Raw genomic sequence first — 20419 nt, 5'->3', positions numbered from 1 at the left:
CACCGCGCTGCGAGCGTGGAGCCATGCGTACACAGCCTGTTCCCGTCACCGTCGTCGGCCTCGGACAGATGGGCGCCGCCCTCGCGGGCGCGTTCCTCGCCGCCGGCCATCCCACCACCGTCTTCAACCGGACGCCCGACAAGGCCGCCCCGCTCGTCGAGCGGGGCGCCGTCCGCGCCGCCACCGTCGCCGAGGCCGTCGCGGCGAGCGAGCTCGTCGTGGTCTGCGTCCTCGACTACGACGCCGTCCACGCCCTCCTCGGTCCGGTCGCCGGCGCCCTGCGCGGCCGGGTCCTGGTCAACCTCACCTCCGGCTCGCCCGAGCAGGCCCGCGCGGCGGCCGAGTGGGCCGCCGGGCACGGCATCGGCTATCTCGACGGCGGGATCATGACCACTCCGCCCGGCGTCGGCGACAGCGCCAACATGATCCTCTACGCGGGAGGTCCGGAGCTCCTGGCCGCCCACCGCCCGGCCCTGGAGGTCCTCGGCGACCCGGTCGACCTGGGCCCGGACGCGGGCCTGGCCTCGCTGTACGACGCCGGGCTGCTCGGCCTGATGTGGTCGGTCTTCGGCGGCTGGCTGCACGCCACCGCGCTCGCGGGCGCGGACGGGGTGCCGGCCGCGGAGTTCACGGCGGTGGCGGTGCGCTGGCTGCGCACGGTGTCCTGGTTCCTCACCACGTACGCCGGGCAGATCGACGCGGGGGAGTACCCGGGCGACGACGCCACCATCGACGTCCAGGTGGCGTCGATCGCGCACCTGCTGCACGCGGGCGAGGAACGCGGGATCGACAACCGGCTGCCGCGGCTGCACCTGGAGCTGATGCGGGAGGCGGTCGAGGCCGGACACGGCGGCGACAGCTACGCGAGGATCATCGAGTCGTTCCGGAAGTAGCCGCCCGGTCCGGACGAGACGCGGCGAAGGGCCGTCGCTCCCCCGAGGAGTGACGGCCCTTCGCCGTGCGCGGAGCGGGCGGGATCAGAGGATCCGCACGGCGCCCGACGGCGGGTCCCAGTCCAGGTCGCGCTCGACGACACCGGTGGACGGGTTCTGCGCGCCGACGTACTTGCCGCCGCCGACGTAGATGGCGACGTGGTACGAGCCGCTGCGGCTGCCCCAGTAGAGGATGTCGCCCGGCTGGAGGTCGCTCAGGGAGACGGAGGTGCCCATGCTCGACTGCGAGCTGGAGACGCGCGGCAGGTCGATGTTGGCCTGGCGGTAGGCGGCCTGCACGAGGCCGGAGCAGTCCCAGGAGTTGGGGCCGGTGCCGCCGGAGACGTAGGCGTCGCCGACCTGGGCGCGGGCGAAGGCCACGATGGCGGCGGCGGAGCCGGTGACGGCCTGCGAGGAGGAGCTCGAGGAGCCGCTGTCGGAGGCGGACGCGGAGTACGCGGAGAGCGAGGTGCGCTGCGCGGTGCGGGAGGCGCGCTCGCGGGCCTCGGCGCGGGCCTTCTCGGCCTTCTCGGCCTCGGCCTTGCGGTCGGCCTCCTCCTTGGCCTTCTTGGCGTCCTTGGCGGCCTTCTGCAGGGCGGCGTTCTCCTGGGCGGCCAGGGTCTGGTCCAAGGCCTCCTGCTGGCTCGCCTCGGCGGAGGCGGAGACGGCGCTCGCGAGGTCGGCGTCGAGGGAGCCCAGGGTGGGCATCTCGAGGGTCGTCTCGGTCACCGGCTCGGCGTTCGCCGGCGCGGCGGCGCCGGCCACCGCGATGGTGCTGAGGACGCCACCGGCAACTCCTGCCCGGAACGCGAGCTTCGAGGCGCTGCGGCGGGGCTTCCGGTGGCTGGGTATGTGAGCGGTCTGGGACATGAGTACAACCGCTATCAGGGCTTCACGGTTCCCTTCAAGAAACGTGGGTTGCGCCACAGTTACGTCCGGAACCTTCTAATCCGCTTCTCTCGCACCCTTATTGACGCCGTAACGGGCAAAACGGTCACGGCCCATTGCCGCCTTGATCACGCGTTTTCAATGAAACGCCCGAATTGCCCGCCGCTTACCACCTCTTCACGTGGATGGCCAAGCCCCGCTCTTCCGGTGGCCGAGGTAGTGTGGTGCAGGTCACATCGGGGCTCGTGAACGCGCGCACGTGTCCACCCGGGTACGCCGGACCCCTCGACCGGGCGACGGCCGGTTCCCTTATCACTCGGGCGCGTCCCATCGCCAATTTGCGTGTAGTGCCCAGCGCTTGATAGTGCAAGACCCCTCCGACCAGCGCTTTCCGGCGCGGATGTCACATATGGTGATCGCCTGGGTGCTTCGCGTGGCAAGATCACCGCTCATCCGACTTCATGATCGTTCGTCGGGTGGTGGAGATCACAAAGTCCTTGTCGTACCCCGTGTCGCAGATCACAGAGGGCCGGGCTTAAGATACGCGGCGTCGGGCTTGTGAACTGCCTCACATGTGGCGATCTTCCGCGAGCCGACGGTGCGGTCCAACGGTCAAGGACGACTGGAAGGAGCGAGGAGCGTGAATGCGTACGCGCCCATCCTCGTGCTCGGTGCCCTGGGAGCGGGGTTTGCGATCTTCTCCGTGGTCATGGCCACGCTCATCGGGCCAAAGCGGTACAACAGGGCGAAACTCGAGGCGTACGAGTGCGGCATCGAGCCGACACCGACGCCGGCCGGAGGCGGTCGCTTCCCGATCAAGTACTACCTGACGGCGATGCTCTTCATCGTCTTCGACATCGAGATCGTCTTCCTCTACCCCTGGGCGGTCAGCTTCGACGCCCTGGGGCTTTTCGGGCTCGTGGAGATGCTGCTCTTCGTGCTCACCGTCTTCGTCGCCTACGCGTACGTGTGGCGGCGCGGCGGCCTGGAATGGGACTGAGGGGCTGAGGAGCACCCATGGGACTCGAAGAGAAGCTGCCGAGCGGTTTTCTGCTGACGACCGTCGAACAGGCCGCGGGCTGGGTCCGGAAGGCCTCCGTCTTCCCCGCGACCTTCGGCCTCGCCTGCTGCGCCATCGAGATGATGACCACCGGAGCGGGCCGCTACGACCTGGCCCGCTTCGGCATGGAGGTCTTCCGCGGCTCCCCGCGCCAGGCCGACCTGATGATCGTCGCCGGCCGGGTCAGCCAGAAGATGGCGCCCGTCCTGCGGCAGGTCTACGACCAGATGCCGAATCCCAAGTGGGTCATCTCCATGGGGGTTTGCGCGTCCTCGGGCGGAATGTTCAACAACTACGCGATCGTGCAGGGCGTCGACCACATCGTCCCGGTCGACATCTATCTGCCGGGCTGCCCGCCGCGCCCGGAGATGCTGATGGACGCGATTCTCAAGCTCCACCAGAAGATCCAGGGCTCCAAGCTCGGCGTGAACGCGAAGGAAGCGGCCCGCGAGGCGGAGGAGGCGGCGCTCAAGGCGCTGCCGACCATCGAGATGAAGGGTCTGCTGAGGTGACCGACGCACGCGCGGCCACCGGGCCGCAGCCGACGACGAAAGCCGCGCCTCCGCGCCGCGCGGGCGGAGAAGGGAACGGGACGGCACCGTGAGCGACGAGACACCCAACCCCGAGAAGGAACTCAGCGCGCAGAACCTGCCCGGCCAGCGCGGTGACCACGGCGAGGAGGTCCGCCTCCAGCGCGGCATGTTCGGTGCCGCCGACGGCGGCGACACCTCCGGCTACGGCGGCCTCGTCCGCTCGGTCCGCCTGCCCGGACCCGCCACCCGCCCGTACGGCGGCTGGTTCGACGAGGTGGCCGACGAGCTGGAGGGCGCCCTGGAGGAGCAGGGCCTCGTCCCGGAGAACGCGATCGAGAAGACGGTCGTCGACCGCGGCGAGCTCACCTTCCACGTCGAGCGCGAGCACCTCGTCCGCGTCGCCCGCACCCTGCGCGACGACCCCGCCCTGCGCTTCGAGCTGTGTACCGGCGTCTCCGGCGTCCACTACCTCGGCGACAAGGGGCGCGAGCTGCACGCCGTCTACCACCTGCGCTCGCTCACCCACGGCCGGCTGATCCGCCTGGAGGTCTCGGCGCCCGACGCCGACCCGCACATCCCGTCGCTCGTCTCGGTCTATCCGACCAACGACTGGCACGAGCGCGAGACGTACGACTTCTTCGGCATCGTCTTCGACGGCCACCCCGCCCTCACCCGGATCATGATGCCGGACGACTGGCAGGGCCACCCGCAGCGCAAGGACTACCCGCTCGGCGGCATCGCCGTCGAGTACAAGGGCGCCCAGATCCCGGCTCCGGACCAGCGGAGGTCGTACTCGTGAACACTCCTGACGCCTCCGCGCGCGAGACCACCGAAGGCACCGTCTACACGGTCACCGGCGGCGACTGGGACGAGGTCGTCCAGACCGCCGCCAAGGCCGACGACGAGCGCATCGTCGTCAACATGGGTCCGCAGCACCCGTCCACCCACGGCGTGCTCCGGCTCATCCTGGAGATCGACGGCGAGACCGTCACCGAGGCCCGCTGCGGCATCGGCTACCTCCACACCGGCATCGAGAAGAACCTCGAGTACCGGACCTGGACGCAGGGCACCACCTTCGTCACGCGCATGGACTACCTCACCTCGTTCTACAACGAGACGGCGTACTGCCTCGGCGTGGAGAAGCTGCTCGGCATCACCGACCAGATCCCGGACCGGGCGAGCGTCATCCGGGTGCTCCTCATGGAGCTCAACCGGCTCTCCTCGCACCTGGTGTGCATCGCCACCGGCGGCATGGAGCTCGGCGCCACCACGATCATGATCTACGGCTTCCGGGACCGCGAGATGATCCTGGACCTGTACGAGCTGATCACCGGCCTGCGCATGAACCACGCGTTCATCCGGCCCGGCGGCCTCGCCCAGGACCTGCCGCCCGGCGCCGTCGACGCCGTGCGCGAGTTCGTGAAGACCATGAAGAAGAACCTGCCGGAGTACGACAAGCTCGCCACCGGCAATCCGATCTTCAAGGCCCGGATGCAGGACGTCGGCTACCTCGACCTCACCGGCTGCATGGCGCTCGGCGCCACCGGACCGATCCTGCGCTCCGCGGGCCTCCCGCACGACCTGCGCAAGACCGACCCGTACTGCGGCTACGAGAACTACGAGTTCGAGGTGCCCACCGCCGACAGCTGCGACGCCTACGGCCGCTTCCTGGTCCGCCTGGAGGAGATGCGCCAGTCGCTGCGGATCGTCGAGCAGTGCCTCGACCGTCTGGCGCCGGGACCGGTCATGGTCGGCGACAAGAAGATCGCCTGGCCCGCCCAGCTCGCCCTCGGCCCCGACGGCCTCGGCAACTCCCTCGACCACATCAAGAAGATCATGGGCACCTCCATGGAGGCCCTGATCCACCACTTCAAGCTGGTCACCGAGGGCTTCCGGGTCCCGGCCGGGCAGGCCTACGCGGCCGTCGAGTCGCCCAAGGGCGAGCTCGGCGTCCACGTCGTCTCCGACGGCGGCACCCGCCCCTACCGGGTCCACTTCCGCGACCCGTCCTTCACCAACCTCCAGGCCATGGCCGCGATGTGCGAAGGCGGCCAGGTCGCCGACGTCATCGTCGCCGTCGCGTCCATCGACCCCGTGATGGGAGGCGTCGACCGATGACGGACGGACACACCAGTCTCGGGATGCCCCAGCTGCCCGCGCCCGACTACCCGGCCGACGTCCGCGCCCGCCTCGAAGAGGACGCGAAGGCGATCGTCGACCGCTATCCGGGGTCCCGCTCCGCGCTCCTGCCGCTGCTGCACCTCGTGCAGGCGGAGGAGGGCCACGTCACCCGGACCGGCATGCGGTTCTGCGCCGAGATGCTCGGCCTGACCACCGCCGAGGTCACCGCCGTCGCCACCTTCTACTCCATGTACCGGCGCAAGCCCTCCGGCGACTACCAGGTCGGCGTCTGCACCAACACGCTGTGCGCGGTCATGGGCGGCGACGCCATCTTCGAGGAGCTCAAGGAGCACCTCGGCGTCGGCAACAACGAGACCACCGCGGACGGCAAGGTCACCCTCGAGCACATCGAGTGCAACGCGGCCTGCGACTTCGCGCCCGTCGTGATGGTCAACTGGGAGTTCTTCGACAACCAGACGCCCGAGTCCGCCAAGCGGCTCGTCGACGACCTGAGGGCCGGCCGGCCCGTCGCCCCGACCCGCGGCGCGCCCCTGTGCACCTTCAAGGAGACCGCCCGCATCCTCGCCGGCTTCCCCGACGAGCGCGAAGGCGCCGTCGAGGCCACCGGCGGCGCGGGACCGGCCTCACTGGTCGGCCTGCGCCTGGCCAAGGGCGAGTCCCCGCACCACCGAATCGTCCATCCGCGCGGCGAGGCAGCCAGTGAGGAGGGGGAGTGATGACCTTGGCGGCCGAGATCAACAACAGCAGCCCCGAGAAGCTGCTGTCACCCGTCCTGTCGGCGTTCTGGGACGAGCCGGAGTCCTGGACCCTGGAGACCTACCGGCGGCACGAGGGCTACGAGGGCCTGCGCAAGGCCCTCGCCATGTCGCCCGACGACCTCATCGCGTACGTCAAGGACTCCGGTCTGCGCGGACGCGGCGGCGCCGGCTTCCCGACCGGCATGAAGTGGCAGTTCATCCCGCAGGGCGACGGCAAGCCGCACTACCTCGTCGTCAACGCCGACGAGTCCGAGCCCGGCACCTGCAAGGACATCCCGCTCCTCTTCGCCAACCCGCACTCGCTCATCGAGGGCATCGTGATCGCCTGCTACGCGATCCGCTCCTCGCACGCCTTCATCTACCTGCGCGGCGAGGTCGTGCCCGTGCTGCGCCGCCTCCACGAGGCCGTGCGGGAGGCCTACGAGGCGGGATACCTCGGCAAGGACGTCCTGGGCAGCGGACTCGACGTCGAACTCACCGTGCACGCCGGCGCCGGCGCGTACATCTGCGGCGAGGAGACCGCCCTGCTCGACTCGCTCGAAGGGCGCCGCGGCCAGCCCCGGCTGCGCCCTCCCTTCCCCGCGGTCGCCGGTCTGTACGCCTGCCCCACCGTCGTGAACAACGTCGAGTCCATCGCCTCGGTTCCCGCGATCCTGAACAAGGGCAAGGACTGGTTCACCTCGATGGGCACCGAGAAGTCCCCGGGCTTCACGCTCTACTCGCTCAGCGGCCACGTCGCCTCGCCCGGCCAGTACGAGGCCCCGCTCGGCATCACCCTGCGCCAGCTCCTCGACATGAGCGGCGGGATGCGGCCCGGCCACCGGCTGAAGTTCTGGACCCCGGGCGGCTCCTCCACGCCGATGTTCACCGACGAGCACCTCGACGTCCCGCTCGACTACGAGGGCGTCGGCGCGGCCGGCTCCATGCTGGGCACCAAGGCGCTGCAGTGCTTCGACGAGACCACCTGCGTCGTGCGGGCCGTCACCCGCTGGACCGAGTTCTACGCCCACGAGTCCTGCGGCAAGTGCACGCCCTGCCGCGAGGGCACCTACTGGCTCGTCCAGCTGCTGCGCGACATCGAGGCCGGCAAGGGCGTCATGTCCGACCTCGACAAGCTGAACGACATCGCCGACAACATCAACGGCAAGTCCTTCTGCGCCCTCGGCGACGGCGCCGCCTCGCCGATCTTCTCGTCCCTGAAGTACTTCCGCGACGAGTACGAGCAGCACATCACGGGCAAGGGCTGCCCCTTCGACCCCGCCAAGTCGACGGCCTGGGCGGACAAGCACCGGGAGGTGAACGCATGACCGTCACCACGTCCGCCCCCGGCGGCGGGGCCGCGGCGGTGCCGCCGGAGGACCTCGTGACGCTGACGATCGACGGCATCGAGGTCTCCGTCCCCAAGGGGACCCTGGTGATCCGCGCCGCCGAACAGCTCGGCATCGAGATCCCGCGCTTCTGCGACCACCCGCTCCTCGACCCGGCCGGCGCCTGCCGCCAGTGCATCGTCGAGGTAGAGGGCCAGCGCAAGCCGATGGCGTCCTGCACGATCACCTGCACCGACGGCATGGTCGTCAGGTCGCAGCTGACCTCGCCGGTCGCCGAGAAGGCCCAGCACGGCGTGATGGAGCTGCTGCTCATCAACCACCCGCTGGACTGCCCGGTCTGCGACAAGGGCGGCGAGTGCCCGCTGCAGAACCAGGCCATGTCGCACGGGCAGGCCGAGTCCCGATTCGAGGGCGTCAAGCGGACCTACGAGAAGCCGATCCCGCTGTCCACGCAGGTGCTGCTCGACCGCGAGCGGTGCGTGCTGTGCGCGCGCTGCACCCGCTTCTCGCAGCAGGTCGCCGGCGACCCGATGATCGAGCTGATCGAGCGCGGCGCGCTCCAGCAGGTCGGCCTCGGCAACGGCGACCCGTTCGAGTCGTACTTCTCCGGCAACACCATCCAGATCTGCCCGGTCGGCGCGCTCACCTCCGCCGCCTACCGCTTCCGCTCCCGGCCCTTCGACCTGGTGTCGTCGCCGAGCGTGTGCGAGCACTGCGCGGGCGGCTGCGCGACCCGCACCGACCACCGCCGCGGCAAGGTCATGCGACGCCTTGCCGCCGAGGACCCGGAGGTCAACGAGGAGTGGATCTGCGACAAGGGCCGCTTCGCCTTCCGCTACGCGCAGCAGCGTGACCGGCTGACGACGCCGCTGGTGCGCAACGAGGCCGGCGTGCTCGAGGCGGCGTCCTGGCCCGAGGCGCTGGAGGCCGCCGCGCGCGGGCTGGTGCGCGGGCGCACCGGCGTCCTGGCGGGCGGCCGGCTGACGGTCGAGGACTCCTACGCGTACGCCAAGTTCGCCCGGGTCGCGCTCGACACCAACGACGTCGACTTCCGGGCCCGCGTTCACTCCGGCGAGGAGGCCGACTTCCTGGCCTCCGTCGTCGCGGGCCGCGGCCGGGACCTGGACGGCTCGGGGATCACGTACACCTCGCTGGAGGCGGCGCCCGCCGTGCTGCTCGTCGGCCTGGAGGCCGAGGAGGAGGCGCCCGGCGTCTTCCTGCGGCTGCGCAAGGCCTGGCGGAAGAAGGGCCAGAGGACGTACGCGGTCGCCGCGTTCGCCACCCGCGGCCTGGAGAAGGCGGGCGGCACGCTGCTCGCCGCCGCTCCCGGCACGGAGACGGAGTGGCTGGACGCCCTCACCTCCCGGGTGGGGCTCTCGGCGGATGGGCTCGCCGCCGCCGAGGCGCTGCGCCAGGAGGGCGCCGTCATCGCCGTCGGCGAGCGGCTCGCCGGAGTGCCCGGCGCGCTCACCGCCGCCGTGCGGGCCGCGACCGCCACCGGCGCGAAGCTGGTGTGGATCCCGAGGCGGGCCGGCGAGCGCGGCGCCGTCGAGGCGGGCGCCATCCCGGCGCTGCTGCCCGGCGGCCGGCCCGCGACCGATCCCCGCGCGCGCGATGAGGTCGCGGCGGTCTGGGGCGTACGCGAACTCCCGCACGGTTACGGCCGCGACACCGGCCAGATCGTCGAGGCGGCCGCCACCGGCGAACTCGGCGCGCTGCTCGTCGGCGGCGTCGACGTCGACGACCTGCCGGACCCGGCACGCGCCCGTGAGGCCCTCGAAGCGGCGTTCGTCGTCTCCCTGGAGCTGCGCCCCGGCGCGGTCACGGAGCGGGCGGACGTGGTGCTGCCGGTCGCCGCGGTCGCCGAGAAGCCCGGCACCTTCCTTAACTGGGAGGGACGGGCCCGGATGTTCGAGGCGGCGCTCAAGCCGGAGCAGATGACCCGGCCGCTGCCGCCCACCGACGCCCGCGTCCTGCACATGCTGGCCGACGCCATGGACGCCCACCTCGGGCTGCCCGACCTGCGGTCGGCGCGCCGCGAGCTGGACCGCCTCGGCGGCTGGCGGGGCGAGCGGGCCTCCGAGCCGGCCGAGCCCGGCCAGGCCGCCGCCCGGCCCGGCGACGGCGAGGCAGTCCTCGCCGGCCACCGGATGCTGCTCGACCTGGGCCGCCTCCAGGAGGGCGACGAGGCGCTGGCCGGCACCCGCCACGCCGCCGTGGCCCGCCTGTCGCCCGCGACGGCCGCCGACACCGGCGTGAAGGACGGCGACCTCCTGGAGGTCACCGGTCCCACCGGCTCGGTCGTCTTCCCCCTGGCCGTCACCGAGATGCCCGACCGGGTGGTCTGGCTCCCGCTGAACTCCCGGGGCCACGGCGTCCTCGCCGGCACGGGCGCCCGGCCCGGCGACCCGGTCCGTATCGGCCCGGCCACCACGTCGACGGAGGTGCAGGCGTGAACACGCTCCTCGCCGCGGAAGACCTGTCCATGTTCGGGCGCGACCCCTGGTGGCTCGTCGCGATCAAGGCGGTGTTCTGCTTCGCGTTCCTCATGGTGACCGTGCTCTTCTCCATCGTGTGGGAGCGCAAGGTCGTCGCCTGGATGCAGTTGCGCATCGGGCCCAACCGGCACGGTCCCTGGGGCATGCTCCAGTCGCTCGCCGACGGCATCAAGCTGATGCTGAAGGAGGACGTGATCGTCCGCCGGGCCGACAAGGTCGTGTACGTGCTGGCGCCGATCGTCGCCGCCATCCCGGCCTTCATGGCGATCGCCGTGATCCCCTTCGGCCCGGCCGGCAACGAGGTGTCGATCTTCGGCCAGCGCACCACGATGCAGCTGACCGACCTGCCGATCGCGATGCTCTACGTCCTCGCGGTCGCCTCGGTCGGCATCTACGGCATCGTGCTGGCCGGCTGGTCGTCCGGCTCCACCTACCCGCTGCTCGGCGGTCTGCGTTCCTGCGCGCAGATGATCTCGTACGAGATCGCGATGGGCGCGGCGTTCGCCTCCGTCTTCCTCTACTCCGGGTCGATGTCGACCTCGGCGATCGTGGAGGCGCAGGCCGACCGCTGGTACGTCGTCCTGCTGCCGGTCTCCTTCATCATCTACATCGTCACGATGGTGGGCGAGACCAACCGGGCGCCGTTCGACATGCCGGAGTCCGAGGGCGACCTCGTCGGCGGCTTCAACACCGAGTACTCGTCCATCAAGTTCGCGATGTTCATGCTCGCCGAGTACGTGAACATGGTGACGGTCTCGGCCGTGTCGGTGACCCTCTTCCTGGGCGGCTGGCGGGCCCCGTGGCCGATCAGCACCTTCTGGGAGGGCGCCAACCACGGCTGGTGGCCGATGCTGTGGTTCGTCCTCAAGGTGCAGCTGCTGCTGTTCTTCTTCATCTGGCTGCGCGGCACGCTGCCCCGCGTCCGCTACGACCAGCTGATGAAGCTGGGCTGGAAGGTCCTGATCCCGGTCTCGGTGGTCTGGCTGATGCTGGTCGCCACCGTCCGCGCGCTGCGCAACGAGAACTACGACTTCCAGTCGATCGTGCTGTACGTCGCCGGGGCCGTCCTCGCGGTGCTGCTGCTCTCCTTCGTGGTGGACCTCTTCCGCGACAAGAAGGCCAAGGGCCAGGCGCCCGCGGCCGAGAGCACCCGGCCGTTCGACCCGATGGCGGGCGGCTTCCCCGTACCGCCCAAGCCCGGACAGTCCCTGCCGCCCGTACCGCGGCGCCGGCCCCGCGGCGAGCGGGAGCTGATTGTCAGTGGTGGCTCCGATACTGCTACTGCGAGTGAGGGAAAGGAGACGGACGGTGTCTGATTTCCAGAATCCGGTGGCCGGCTTCGGCGTGACCTTCAAGGCCATGTTCAAGAAGCGGCTGACCGAGCAGTACCCGGAGCAGCAGAAGACGACGGCGCCCCGCTTCCACGGCCGCCATCAGCTCAACCGTCACCCCGACGGCCTGGAGAAGTGCGTCGGCTGTGAACTGTGCGCCTGGGCCTGCCCGGCCGACGCCATCTACGTGGAGGGCGCCGACAACACCGACGAGGAGCGCTACTCGCCCGGCGAGCGCTACGGCCGCGTCTATCAGATCAACTACGCCCGCTGCATCCTGTGCGGGCTGTGCATCGAGGCGTGCCCCACGCGCGCGCTGACGATGACGAACGAGTTCGAACTGGCCGACTCCTCCCGCGAGAACCTGATCTACACCAAGGAGCAGCTGCTCGCCGGCCTGGAGGAGGGCATGGTCGACACGCCGCACGCCATCTACCCGGGCACCGACGAGCAGGACTACTACCGGGGCTCCGTCACCGAGGCCGCGCCCGGCACCGTCCGTCAGGTCGCCGTCTCCAAGGGCGAGGCGCAGGAGGGCGAGTCGACGTTCGGCGAGTCGGAACCGGCGTCGGGGAAGGTGGTGGGCCGATGAGCGCGCTCGCCGCCGCCACGACCTCCACCGGCGAGGCCTTCCAGTTCTGGGTGCTCGGCACCGTCGCCCTGATCGGCGCGCTGTGCACGATCCTCATGCGCAAGGCCGTCCACTCGGCGCTCTGCCTCGCCGGCACGATGATCATCCTCGCGGTGTTCTACCTCGCCAACGGCGCGTACTTCCTGGGCATCGTCCAGATCGTCGTCTACACCGGCGCGATCATGATGCTGTTCCTCTTCGTGGTCATGCTGGTCGGCGTCACCGCCGCCGACTCGCTGAAGGAGACCATCAAGGGCCAGCGCTGGTGGGCCGCGGCCTGCGGGCTCGGCTTCGGCATCCTGCTGGCCGCCGGCATCGCCAACGCCTCGCTGAAGGACTTCAACGGCCTCGGCACGGCCAACACGGCGAACGGCGGAAACGTGGAGGGCCTCGCCGCCCTCGTCTTCACCAAGTACGTCTTCGCCTTCGAGATCACCGGCGCCCTGCTGATCACGGCCGCCGTCGGCGCCATGGTCCTCACCCACCGCGAGCGCACCGAACGCGCCCGCACCCAGCGCGAGCTGTCCGAGCAGCGCGTCCGCGAGGGCCGGCACGTGCCGCCGCTGCCCGCGCCCGGCGTCTACGCCCGGCACAACGCGGTGGACATCGCCGGACTGCTGCCCGACGGCACGCCCGCCGACCTCACCGTCATCTCGACCCTGCGCAAGCGCGGCCAGATCCGGGACGTGTCGAGCGAGGCGCTCGCCGACCTCAAGGCCCTCGAACAGCGCTCCGAGGAGCGCCTCGGCCGGGACCGGGAGGACGTCCGGGACATCCGTGACCAGGTCCGGGACGAAGAGGAGGCCACCCGGTGAATCCCGTCAACTACCTGTATCTCGCCGCCCTGCTGTTCACCATCGGCGCGGCCGGGGTCCTCATCCGGCGGAACGCGATCGTGGTCTTCATGTGCGTCGAGCTGATGCTGAACGCCTGCAACCTCGCGTTCGTCACCTTCTCCCGTATGCACGGCAACCTCGACGGCCAGGTCATCGCCTTCTTCACGATGGTCGTGGCCGCCGCCGAGGTCGTCGTCGGACTCGCGATCATCGTGTCCGTCTTCCGTGCCCGCCACTCGGCCTCGGTCGACGACGCCAGCCTGATGAAGCTGTGAGGGGCTGACCGTGGACAATCTCATCGCGCTGCTCGTCGCGGCGCCCCTGCTCGGAGCGGCCGTCCTGCTGTGCGGCGGACGGCGGCTCGACAAGACCGGGCACTGGCTCGGCACCCTGATGGCCGGCGCCTCCTTCGCGATCGGCCTGGCCCTGTTCGCCGACATGCTCTCCAAGAGCGCCGACGACCGGGCCCTGCACCAGCGGCTGTTCAGCTGGATCCCGGTCGAGGGCTTCCAGGCGGACATCGCCTTCCAGCTCGACCAGCTGTCGATGACCTTCGTGCTCCTGATCACCGGCGTGGGCACGCTCATCCACGTCTACTCGATCGGGTACATGGAGCACGACGAGCGGCGCCGCCGCTTCTTCGGCTATCTCAACCTGTTCGTGGCGGCGATGCTGCTGCTCGTCCTCGCCGACAACTACCTCCTGCTCTACTTCGGCTGGGAGGGCGTCGGCCTCGCCTCGTACCTCCTGATCGGCTTCTGGCAGCACAAGCCCAGCGCGGCCACCGCCGCCAAGAAGGCCTTCCTGGTCAACCGGGTCGGCGACATGGGCCTGTCCATCGCGATCATGCTGATGTTCACCACCTTCGGGACCTTCGCCTTCGGGCCGGTCCTGGAGGCCACCGGCGAGACCGGTGAGGGCAAGCTGACCGCGATCGGTCTGATGCTGCTGCTCGCGGCCTGCGGCAAGTCCGCCCAGGTGCCGCTGCAGTCCTGGCTCGGCGACGCGATGGAGGGCCCGACCCCGGTCTCGGCCCTCATCCACGCCGCCACCATGGTGACCGCCGGTGTCTATCTGGTCGTCCGCTCCGCCGACATCTTCAACGCGGCGCCGGACGCCCAGCTCGTCGTCACCGTCGTCGGCGCCGTCACGCTCCTGTTCGGTGCGATCGTCGGTTGTGCGAAGGACGACATCAAGAAGGCGCTGGCCGGTTCGACGATGTCGCAGATCGGCTACATGATGCTCGCGGCCGGCCTCGGCCCGATCGGCTACGCCTTCGCGATCATGCACCTGGTCACCCACGGCTTCTTCAAGGCCGGACTCTTCCTCGGCGCCGGTTCGGTCATGCACGGCATGAACGACGAGGTCGACATGCGCAAGTACGGCGCCCTGCGGACGTACATGCCGGTCACGTTCGTCACCTTCGGCCTCGGCTACCTCGCGATCATCGGCTTCCCGGGCCTGTCCGGCTTCTTCTCCAAGGACAAGATCATCGAGGCGGCCTTCGCCAAGGGCGGCACCGAGGGCTGGATCCTCGGCGCGGTCACCCTGCTCGGCGCGGCCATCACCGCGTACTACATGACCCGCGTGATGATCCTGACCTTCTTCGGCGAGAAGCGCTGGCAGCCCGCGCCCGACGCCGACCAGGTGGCCAGCGCCGAGCCGGCCGCCGAGCACGCGGAAGGCCGGATGCCGCACCCGCACGAGTCGCCGAAGTCCATGACGGTCCCGATGATCCTGCTGGCCTTCGGATCGGTCTTCGCCGGCGCCTTCTTCGGCGTCGGGGAGCGCTTCGTGAAGTGGCTGGAGCCGGTCACCGGCTTCGAGCACGGCCACCCGCCGATCGGCGCCGCCGCGATCACCACCTCCACCGTCGTGGTCATGGTGCTCGGCGTCGGCCTCGCCTGGCTGCAGTACGGGCGCCGGCCCGTGCCGGTGGTCGCCCCGCGCGGCTCGCTGCTCACCCGGGCCGCCCGCCGCGACCTGCTCCAGGACGACTTCAACCACGTCGTCTTCGTCCGCGGCGGCACCCACCTGACCCGCTCCCTCGTCTACGTCGACCACAGCCTCGTGGACGGAGTGGTCAACGGCACCGCGGCCTCGGTCGGCGGCCTGTCCGGCAGGCTGCGCAAGCTCCAGAACGGCTACGCCCGGTCGTACGCGGTCTCCATGTTCGGAGGTACGGCGGTGCTCATCGCCGTCACCCTGCTGATGAGGGCGGTGTAACTCCCATGTCCTTCCCGCTCCTTACGGTGACGGCAGCGGTGCCCGCGGTGGGCGCCGTTCTCACCGCCGCGGTGCCCGCCGCCCGCCGCACCGCCGCCAAGTGGCTCGCGCTGCTCGTCTCGCTCGCCACGCTCGCGCTCGCGGCCGTCGTCTTCGTCCGCTTCGAGCCCGGCGGCGAGCGCTACCAGCTCACCGAGTCGCACTCCTGGATCAAGGACTTCGGCGTCCGCTACGAACTCGGCGTGGACGGCATCGGGGTGGCGCTGATCGCGCTCACCGCGCTGCTGATCCCCTTCATCGTCCTCGCCGGCTGGCACGACGCCGACCCGATGGAGACCTCCTCCAAGCGGTGGCGGCCCACCCAGGGCTTCTTCGCCCTGATCCTCATGGTCGAGGCGATGGTGATCCTCTCCTTCGAGGCCACCGACGTCTTCCTCTTCTACATCCTGTTCGAAGCCATGCTCATCCCGATGTACTTCCTCATCGGCGGCTTCGGCGACCGCGCCCACGCCGGCACGGACGAGAACGCGGCCGCCCAGCGCTCCTACGCGGCGGTCAAGTTCCTGCTCTACAACCTGGTCGGCGGCCTGATCATGCTGGCCGCGGTCATCGGGCTCTACGTCGTCGCCGGCAACTTCTCGCTCACCGAGATCGCCGAGGCGCGGGCGAACGGCTCGCTGGAGATGGCGACCAGCACCGAACGGCTGCTGTTCCTCGGCTTCTTCTTCGCCTTCGCGGTGAAGGCGCCGCTGTGGCCGCTGCACACCTGGCTGCCGAACGCGATGGGAGAGGCCACCGCCCCGGTCGCGGTCCTCATCACCGCGGTCGTCGACAAGGTCGGCACCTTCGCGATGCTCCGCTTCTGCCTCGGCCTCTTCCCCGAGGCGTCGAAGTGGGCCACACCGGTGATCGTCGCCCTCGCCCTGATCAGCATCGTCTACGGCGCGCTGCTCGCGGTCGGCCAGCGGGACATCAAGCGCCTGGTGGCCTACGCGTCGATCTCCCACTTCGGCTTCATCATCATGGGCATCTTCGCGATGACCAGCCAGGGCCAGTCCGGTGCCACGCTCTACATGGTCAACCACGGCATCTCCACGGCCGCCCTGATGCTGGTCGCCGGCTTCCTGATCTCCCGGCGCGGTTCGCGGCTCATCGCCGACTACGGCGGTGTGCAGAAGGCGGCGCCGGTGCTCGCCGGCACGTTCCTGATCGGCGGTCTCGCCACCCTGTCGCTGCCCGGACTCGCCCCGTTCGTCAGCGAGTTCCTGGTCCTGGTCGGCACCTTCGCGCGCTATCCGGTGGCCGGGATCATCGCCACCACCGGCATCGTGCTCGCCGCGCTCTACGTCCTCGTCCTCTACCAGCGGACGATGACCGGCCCGGCGAAGGAGGAGACCCGGAGCATGCCGGACCTGCGGGCGCGCGAGCTCGCCGTGGTGGCCCCGCTGATCGCCGTGCTGATCTTCCTCGGCGTCTTCCCGAAGCCGCTGACCGACGTCGTCAACCCGGCGGTGCGGCACACCATGTCCGATGTCCAGCAGAAGGACCCCCAGCCTTCTGTGCCGATTCAAAACCTGGAGGCGGCCAAGTGAGCGCATCAGCCGTCGCACCCGCTGTCCACACCCTGTGGACGACGGCCGCCGGGCCGATCGAGAAGATCCCGGCACCGCACATCGAGTACACCCAGCTCTCACCGGTGCTCATCGTGGTCGGCGCGGCCGTCCTCAGCGTCCTCGTCGAGGCGTTCGTGCCGCGCAAGGGCCGCCACCTCAGCCAGGTGTTCCTGAGCGTCCTGGCCCTCGCCGCCGCCTTCGCGGCGGTCGTCGGCCTCGCCGCCGGAGGCTACGGCACCACCAAGGCCCACATCGCGGCCATGGGCGCCATCGCCGTCGACGGACCCGCCCTGTTCCTCCAGGGCACGATCCTGCTCGCCTCGATCGTCGCCGTCCTCACCTTCGCCGAGCGCAGGCTCGACCCGGCCGACCACGGCCACAAGGTCGACTCCTTCGCCGCCGAGGCCGCCGCCGTCCCCGGCAGCGAGCAGGAGCGGGCGGCCGTCAAGGCCGGTTTCACCACCACCGAGGTCTTCCCGCTGGCCCTGTTCGCGGTCTCCGGCATGCTGGTCTTCCCGGCCGCCAACGACCTGCTGACGCTCTTCATCGCCCTGGAAGTCTTCTCGCTCCCGCTCTACCTGCTGTGCGCCGTCGCCCGCCGCAAGCGGCTGATGTCGCAGGAGGCCGCGGTCAAGTACTTCCTGCTCGGCGCCTTCTCCTCGGCGTTCCTGCTCTTCGGGATCGCCCTGCTCTACGGCTACGCGGGCTCCGTGTCGTACGCCACCGTCGCCGACGTCGTCAGCGGCGACGTCACCGCCATCGACCCGGCGCTCGCCGCCACCATGGGCAACGACGTCCTGCTGCTCATCGGCTTTGCCATGGTGATGACGGGCCTGCTCTTCAAGGTCGGCGCCGTCCCCTTCCACATGTGGACGCCGGACGTCTACCAGGGCGCGCCGACGCCCGTCACCGGCTTCATGGCCGCGGCCACCAAGGTCGCCGCGTTCGGCGCGATGCTGCGGCTGCTGTACGTGGTGCTGCCCGGCCTCACCTGGGACTGGCGGCCGGTCATGTGGGCCGTCGCCATCGTCACCATGCTGGGCGGTGCGATCGTCGCGATCACCCAGACCGACATCAAGCGGATGCTGGCCTACTCGTCGATCGCGCACGCCGGCTTCATCCTGGCCGGTGTCATCGCGGCCACGCCGAGCGGCGTCTCGTCGGTGCTGTTCTACCTGGTCGCGTACTCCTTCGTGACGATCGGCGCCTTCGCCGTGGTCACGCTGGTGCGCGACGCGGGCGGCGAGGCCACGCACCTGTCCAAGTGGGCCGGGCTCGGCCGCCGTTCGCCGCTGGTCGCGGCGGTCTTCGCGGTGTTCCTGCTCGCCTTCGCCGGCATTCCGCTGACCTCCGGGTTCTCCGGCAAGTTCGCGGTGTTCAAGGCGGCGGCGGACGGCGGCGCGGGCGCGCTCGTCGTGGTCGGTGTGGTCTCGTCGGCGGTCGCCGCGTTCTTCTACATCCGGGTGATCGTGCTGATGTTCTTCAGCGAGCCGAAGGCGGACGGCCCCACCGTCGCCGTGCCCTCGGGCCTGACCTCGCTCGCCATCACGGCCGGTGTGGTGGTCACGCTGGTGCTCGGCTTCGCGCCGCAGTACTTCCTGGACCTGGCCAACCAGGCGGGCGTGTTCGTCCGCTAGCCGTACCGCGCCCCAAGGGCCCGGCCTCCGCGCACCGCGGCGGCCGGGCCCTTCCGCGTCGGCCTTCGGCCACCGAGCGCCCAACGGGTCGCCCCGCCAAGGTCGCTGTGCCATCGTGGAGGACCGGATTGGTCTCGACCAGTTGAGGGAGGCCGCACGATGCGGGGCACCACCGTGCCGCCCGGCACCGCCTGCGCCGAGCCCGGGCCCGGCGCGCTGCCCGTCCACCGGCTGGAGGTACGCCTCCCCGACGGCGTGCCGTTCGCCGTCGGCAGCTTCGACAGCATCGGCCCGATGTCCCGGGCCGCCTTCCCGCACCGCCACACCTTTTACGAGTTCGTCCACGTCACCCGGGGCACCGGCACCCACGTCGTGGACCTGGCCCGGTGGGAACTGCGCCCGCCGCACCTGGGCCTGATCCTGCCCGGCCAGGTCCACCACTGGGAGGACGCCCGCGACCTCGACGGCACCGTCGTCCTGTTCACTCCCGAGTTCCTGCTCGACCACCCGGGCGACCGGGAACTCCTGCGCCGCCTGGGCGAACATCCCTGGCTCCGCCTCGACCCGGCCGCGCACGCCCGCACCGCCCGGCTGATGGCCGAACTCACCGAGGAGTACGGCCAGGTCGACGCCGGCTTCGCCACCGTGCTCCGGTCGCTGCTGCACGTCCTGCTGGTGCGCACGGCCCGGCTCGGCGACCGCGCCGAGGGCCGCCGGCGCCCGCCGCCACCCGGACGGCAGGCGGCCGTCGCCGAGGAGTTCGCCCGGCTCGCCGCCCGTACCGGAGCGGACGGCGCCCGGTCCGTACGGGAGTGCGCGGAACGGATCGGTGTCACTCCCGGCTATCTCACCGAGGCCGTACGGGCGGTGCTGGGCCGCACGCCGGCCGGACTGCTGCGGGAGGCCCGCGCCCAGGAGGCCCAACGCCTGCTGGCCCGTACGGACCTGTCGGTGCGGCAGGTCGCGGCCAGGACGGGCTTCGAGGACCCGGCGTACTTCTGCCGCTTCTTCCGCCGGGAGGTCGGGATGAGCCCGGGCGACTTCCGAAAGCACCACGACCGCCGGGTTCCGTCCATCGAAGCGGGCCCGGCCGCGCCCTAGGTTTCTGGTCGATCGTTCAGCCCCCCCACTCGAGGAGCAGGCATGGACAGCGAGACCAGCACCGGGCACATCACCCGCAAGGCGGTCCTGCGGGCGGCCGTCGCGGCCGGCATGGCCGTCCCCACGGTGCTCATGGGCGTCCCCGCGCTCGCCCGTACCCTCACCGGCGGCACCGTCGCGCCCGCGCTCACGCCGGAGTGCGACGACGGCGACCACCCCACCGTCGAGCAGATCGAAGGCCCCTACTTCAAGCCCGCCTCGCCTCTGCGGTCGAGCCTCCTGGAGCCGGGGCTGCCCGGCGTGCGGCTCACCCTCAGCGGCTACGTCTTCGGGCGGGCCTGCCTGCCGGTGGCCGGGGCGCTGCTCGACTTCTGGCAGGCCGACACCAACGGTGCCTACGACAACGCGGGCTTCCGCCTGCGGGGCCACCAGTTCACCGGCGCCGACGGCTCCTTCAAGCTCAGCACGATCGTGCCCGGGCTCTATCCGGGGCGCACCCGGCACCTCCACGTCAAGGTGCAGGCCCCGGGCCGGCCGGTCCTGACCACCCAGCTGTACTTCCCGGGAGAACCGCGCAACAACACCGACTCGATATTCGACGCACGGCTGCTGATGACCGTGCGCGACGCGGGCGGAGCCAAGGAGGCGGCGTTCGACGTCGTCCTCGACGTGCCGCAGACCCCGGGGCCGACGCCCACGCCGACCCCGACGCCGACCACGCCCGGCGGCACCTGGGCCGTGGGGACCGCGTACCGGGCCGGGGACGCGGTCACCTACGCCGGGCGGGCCTATGTGTGCCTTCAGGCGCACACGGCCCAGCCCGGCTGGGAGCCGCCGACGGTGCCCGCCCTGTGGCGGGCGGCCTGAGGCACCGGCACCGGGACGGCGGCTCCCGGCCGGCCGAG

At 70.8% G+C, this 20419-nt stretch carries 18 protein-coding genes; 17 read left to right on the top strand and 1 reads right to left on the bottom strand.

Features of this window, described 5'->3' with window-relative positions:
• Positions 1-23: 23 nt before the first annotated feature.
• The gene (locus ACIGO8_RS05440) at positions 24-893 is read left to right on the top strand and encodes an NAD(P)-dependent oxidoreductase (RefSeq protein ID WP_399724051.1); all 870 of its coding nucleotides are present in this window, start codon (positions 24-26) and stop codon (positions 891-893) included.
• Between the two features lie 84 nt (positions 894-977).
• Here ACIGO8_RS05440 and ACIGO8_RS05435 read toward each other — a convergent pair whose 3' ends face one another.
• Positions 978-1802, bottom strand: a complete 825-nt coding sequence (locus ACIGO8_RS05435) for a C40 family peptidase (RefSeq protein ID WP_399724048.1) — start codon at positions 1800-1802, stop codon at positions 978-980.
• A 658-nt stretch (positions 1803-2460) separates the two neighbouring features.
• Between ACIGO8_RS05435 and ACIGO8_RS05430 the strand changes: the two genes are divergently transcribed.
• The 16 genes from ACIGO8_RS05430 (at position 2461) to ACIGO8_RS05355 (ending at position 20381) form a co-directional block, all read left to right on the top strand.
• Positions 2461-2820: an NADH-quinone oxidoreductase subunit A gene (locus ACIGO8_RS05430; protein ID WP_003956195.1), complete on the top strand. Its 360-nt coding sequence runs from the start codon at positions 2461-2463 to the stop codon at positions 2818-2820.
• A gap of 17 nt (positions 2821-2837) precedes the next feature.
• On the top strand, positions 2838-3392 hold the full coding sequence (locus ACIGO8_RS05425) for an NADH-quinone oxidoreductase subunit B family protein (protein ID WP_265863904.1): 555 nt from the start codon (positions 2838-2840) through the stop codon (positions 3390-3392).
• An 88-nt stretch (positions 3393-3480) separates the two neighbouring features.
• Positions 3481-4212, top strand: a complete 732-nt coding sequence (locus ACIGO8_RS05420; RefSeq protein WP_399724045.1) for an NADH-quinone oxidoreductase subunit C — start codon at positions 3481-3483, stop codon at positions 4210-4212.
• Positions 4209-5531, top strand: coding sequence for an NADH-quinone oxidoreductase subunit D (locus ACIGO8_RS05415; RefSeq protein ID WP_399724042.1), 1323 nt, complete (start codon positions 4209-4211; stop codon positions 5529-5531). Before ACIGO8_RS05420 ends, ACIGO8_RS05415 begins: the two co-directional genes overlap by 4 nt.
• On the top strand, positions 5528-6271 hold the full coding sequence (gene nuoE / locus ACIGO8_RS05410) for an NADH-quinone oxidoreductase subunit NuoE (RefSeq protein WP_399724040.1): 744 nt from the start codon (positions 5528-5530) through the stop codon (positions 6269-6271). Before ACIGO8_RS05415 ends, nuoE begins: the two co-directional genes overlap by 4 nt.
• Positions 6271-7620: an NADH-quinone oxidoreductase subunit NuoF gene (nuoF, locus tag ACIGO8_RS05405; protein WP_399724036.1), complete on the top strand. Its 1350-nt coding sequence runs from the start codon at positions 6271-6273 to the stop codon at positions 7618-7620. The genes nuoE and nuoF overlap by 1 nt, the downstream gene beginning before the upstream one ends.
• On the top strand, positions 7617-10097 hold the full coding sequence (locus tag ACIGO8_RS05400; RefSeq protein ID WP_399724033.1) for an NADH-quinone oxidoreductase subunit G: 2481 nt from the start codon (positions 7617-7619) through the stop codon (positions 10095-10097). The genes nuoF and ACIGO8_RS05400 overlap by 4 nt, the downstream gene beginning before the upstream one ends.
• A 29-nt stretch (positions 10098-10126) precedes the next feature.
• Positions 10127-11455: an NADH-quinone oxidoreductase subunit NuoH gene (gene nuoH, locus ACIGO8_RS05395; RefSeq protein WP_399724340.1), complete on the top strand. Its 1329-nt coding sequence runs from the start codon at positions 10127-10129 to the stop codon at positions 11453-11455.
• Positions 11448-12062, top strand: coding sequence for an NADH-quinone oxidoreductase subunit NuoI (gene nuoI, locus ACIGO8_RS05390; RefSeq protein WP_399724030.1), 615 nt, complete (start codon positions 11448-11450; stop codon positions 12060-12062). Before nuoH ends, nuoI begins: the two co-directional genes overlap by 8 nt.
• The gene (locus ACIGO8_RS05385) at positions 12059-12916 is read left to right on the top strand and encodes an NADH-quinone oxidoreductase subunit J (RefSeq protein WP_399724027.1); all 858 of its coding nucleotides are present in this window, start codon (positions 12059-12061) and stop codon (positions 12914-12916) included. The genes nuoI and ACIGO8_RS05385 overlap by 4 nt, the downstream gene beginning before the upstream one ends.
• Positions 12913-13212 (top strand): NADH-quinone oxidoreductase subunit NuoK, encoded by a 300-nt coding sequence (gene nuoK, locus ACIGO8_RS05380; protein WP_399724024.1) that lies wholly within the window; start codon positions 12913-12915, stop codon positions 13210-13212. Before ACIGO8_RS05385 ends, nuoK begins: the two co-directional genes overlap by 4 nt.
• A 10-nt stretch (positions 13213-13222) precedes the next feature.
• A complete protein-coding gene (gene nuoL / locus ACIGO8_RS05375) occupies positions 13223-15163 on the top strand; it encodes an NADH-quinone oxidoreductase subunit L (RefSeq protein ID WP_399724022.1) in 1941 nt (646 codons plus the stop codon).
• Between the two features lie 5 nt (positions 15164-15168).
• On the top strand, positions 15169-16755 hold the full coding sequence (locus tag ACIGO8_RS05370) for an NADH-quinone oxidoreductase subunit M (protein ID WP_399724020.1): 1587 nt from the start codon (positions 15169-15171) through the stop codon (positions 16753-16755).
• Positions 16752-18413: an NADH-quinone oxidoreductase subunit NuoN gene (nuoN, locus tag ACIGO8_RS05365; protein ID WP_399724018.1), complete on the top strand. Its 1662-nt coding sequence runs from the start codon at positions 16752-16754 to the stop codon at positions 18411-18413. The genes ACIGO8_RS05370 and nuoN overlap by 4 nt, the downstream gene beginning before the upstream one ends.
• A 159-nt stretch (positions 18414-18572) precedes the next feature.
• The gene (locus tag ACIGO8_RS05360; RefSeq protein WP_399724015.1) at positions 18573-19514 is read left to right on the top strand and encodes an AraC family transcriptional regulator; all 942 of its coding nucleotides are present in this window, start codon (positions 18573-18575) and stop codon (positions 19512-19514) included.
• Positions 19515-19556: 42 nt separating this feature from the next.
• A complete protein-coding gene (locus ACIGO8_RS05355; RefSeq protein ID WP_399724010.1) occupies positions 19557-20381 on the top strand; it encodes a carbohydrate-binding protein in 825 nt (274 codons plus the stop codon).
• Positions 20382-20419 lie beyond the last annotated feature (38 nt).

It is taken from the genome of Streptomyces sp. NPDC053493 (assembly GCF_044544825.1).
Taxonomy (GTDB): domain Bacteria; phylum Actinomycetota; class Actinomycetes; order Streptomycetales; family Streptomycetaceae; genus Streptomyces.
Note: the sequence above shows the minus strand (reverse complement) of the source record. Positions and strands in the feature narration are given on the sequence as shown.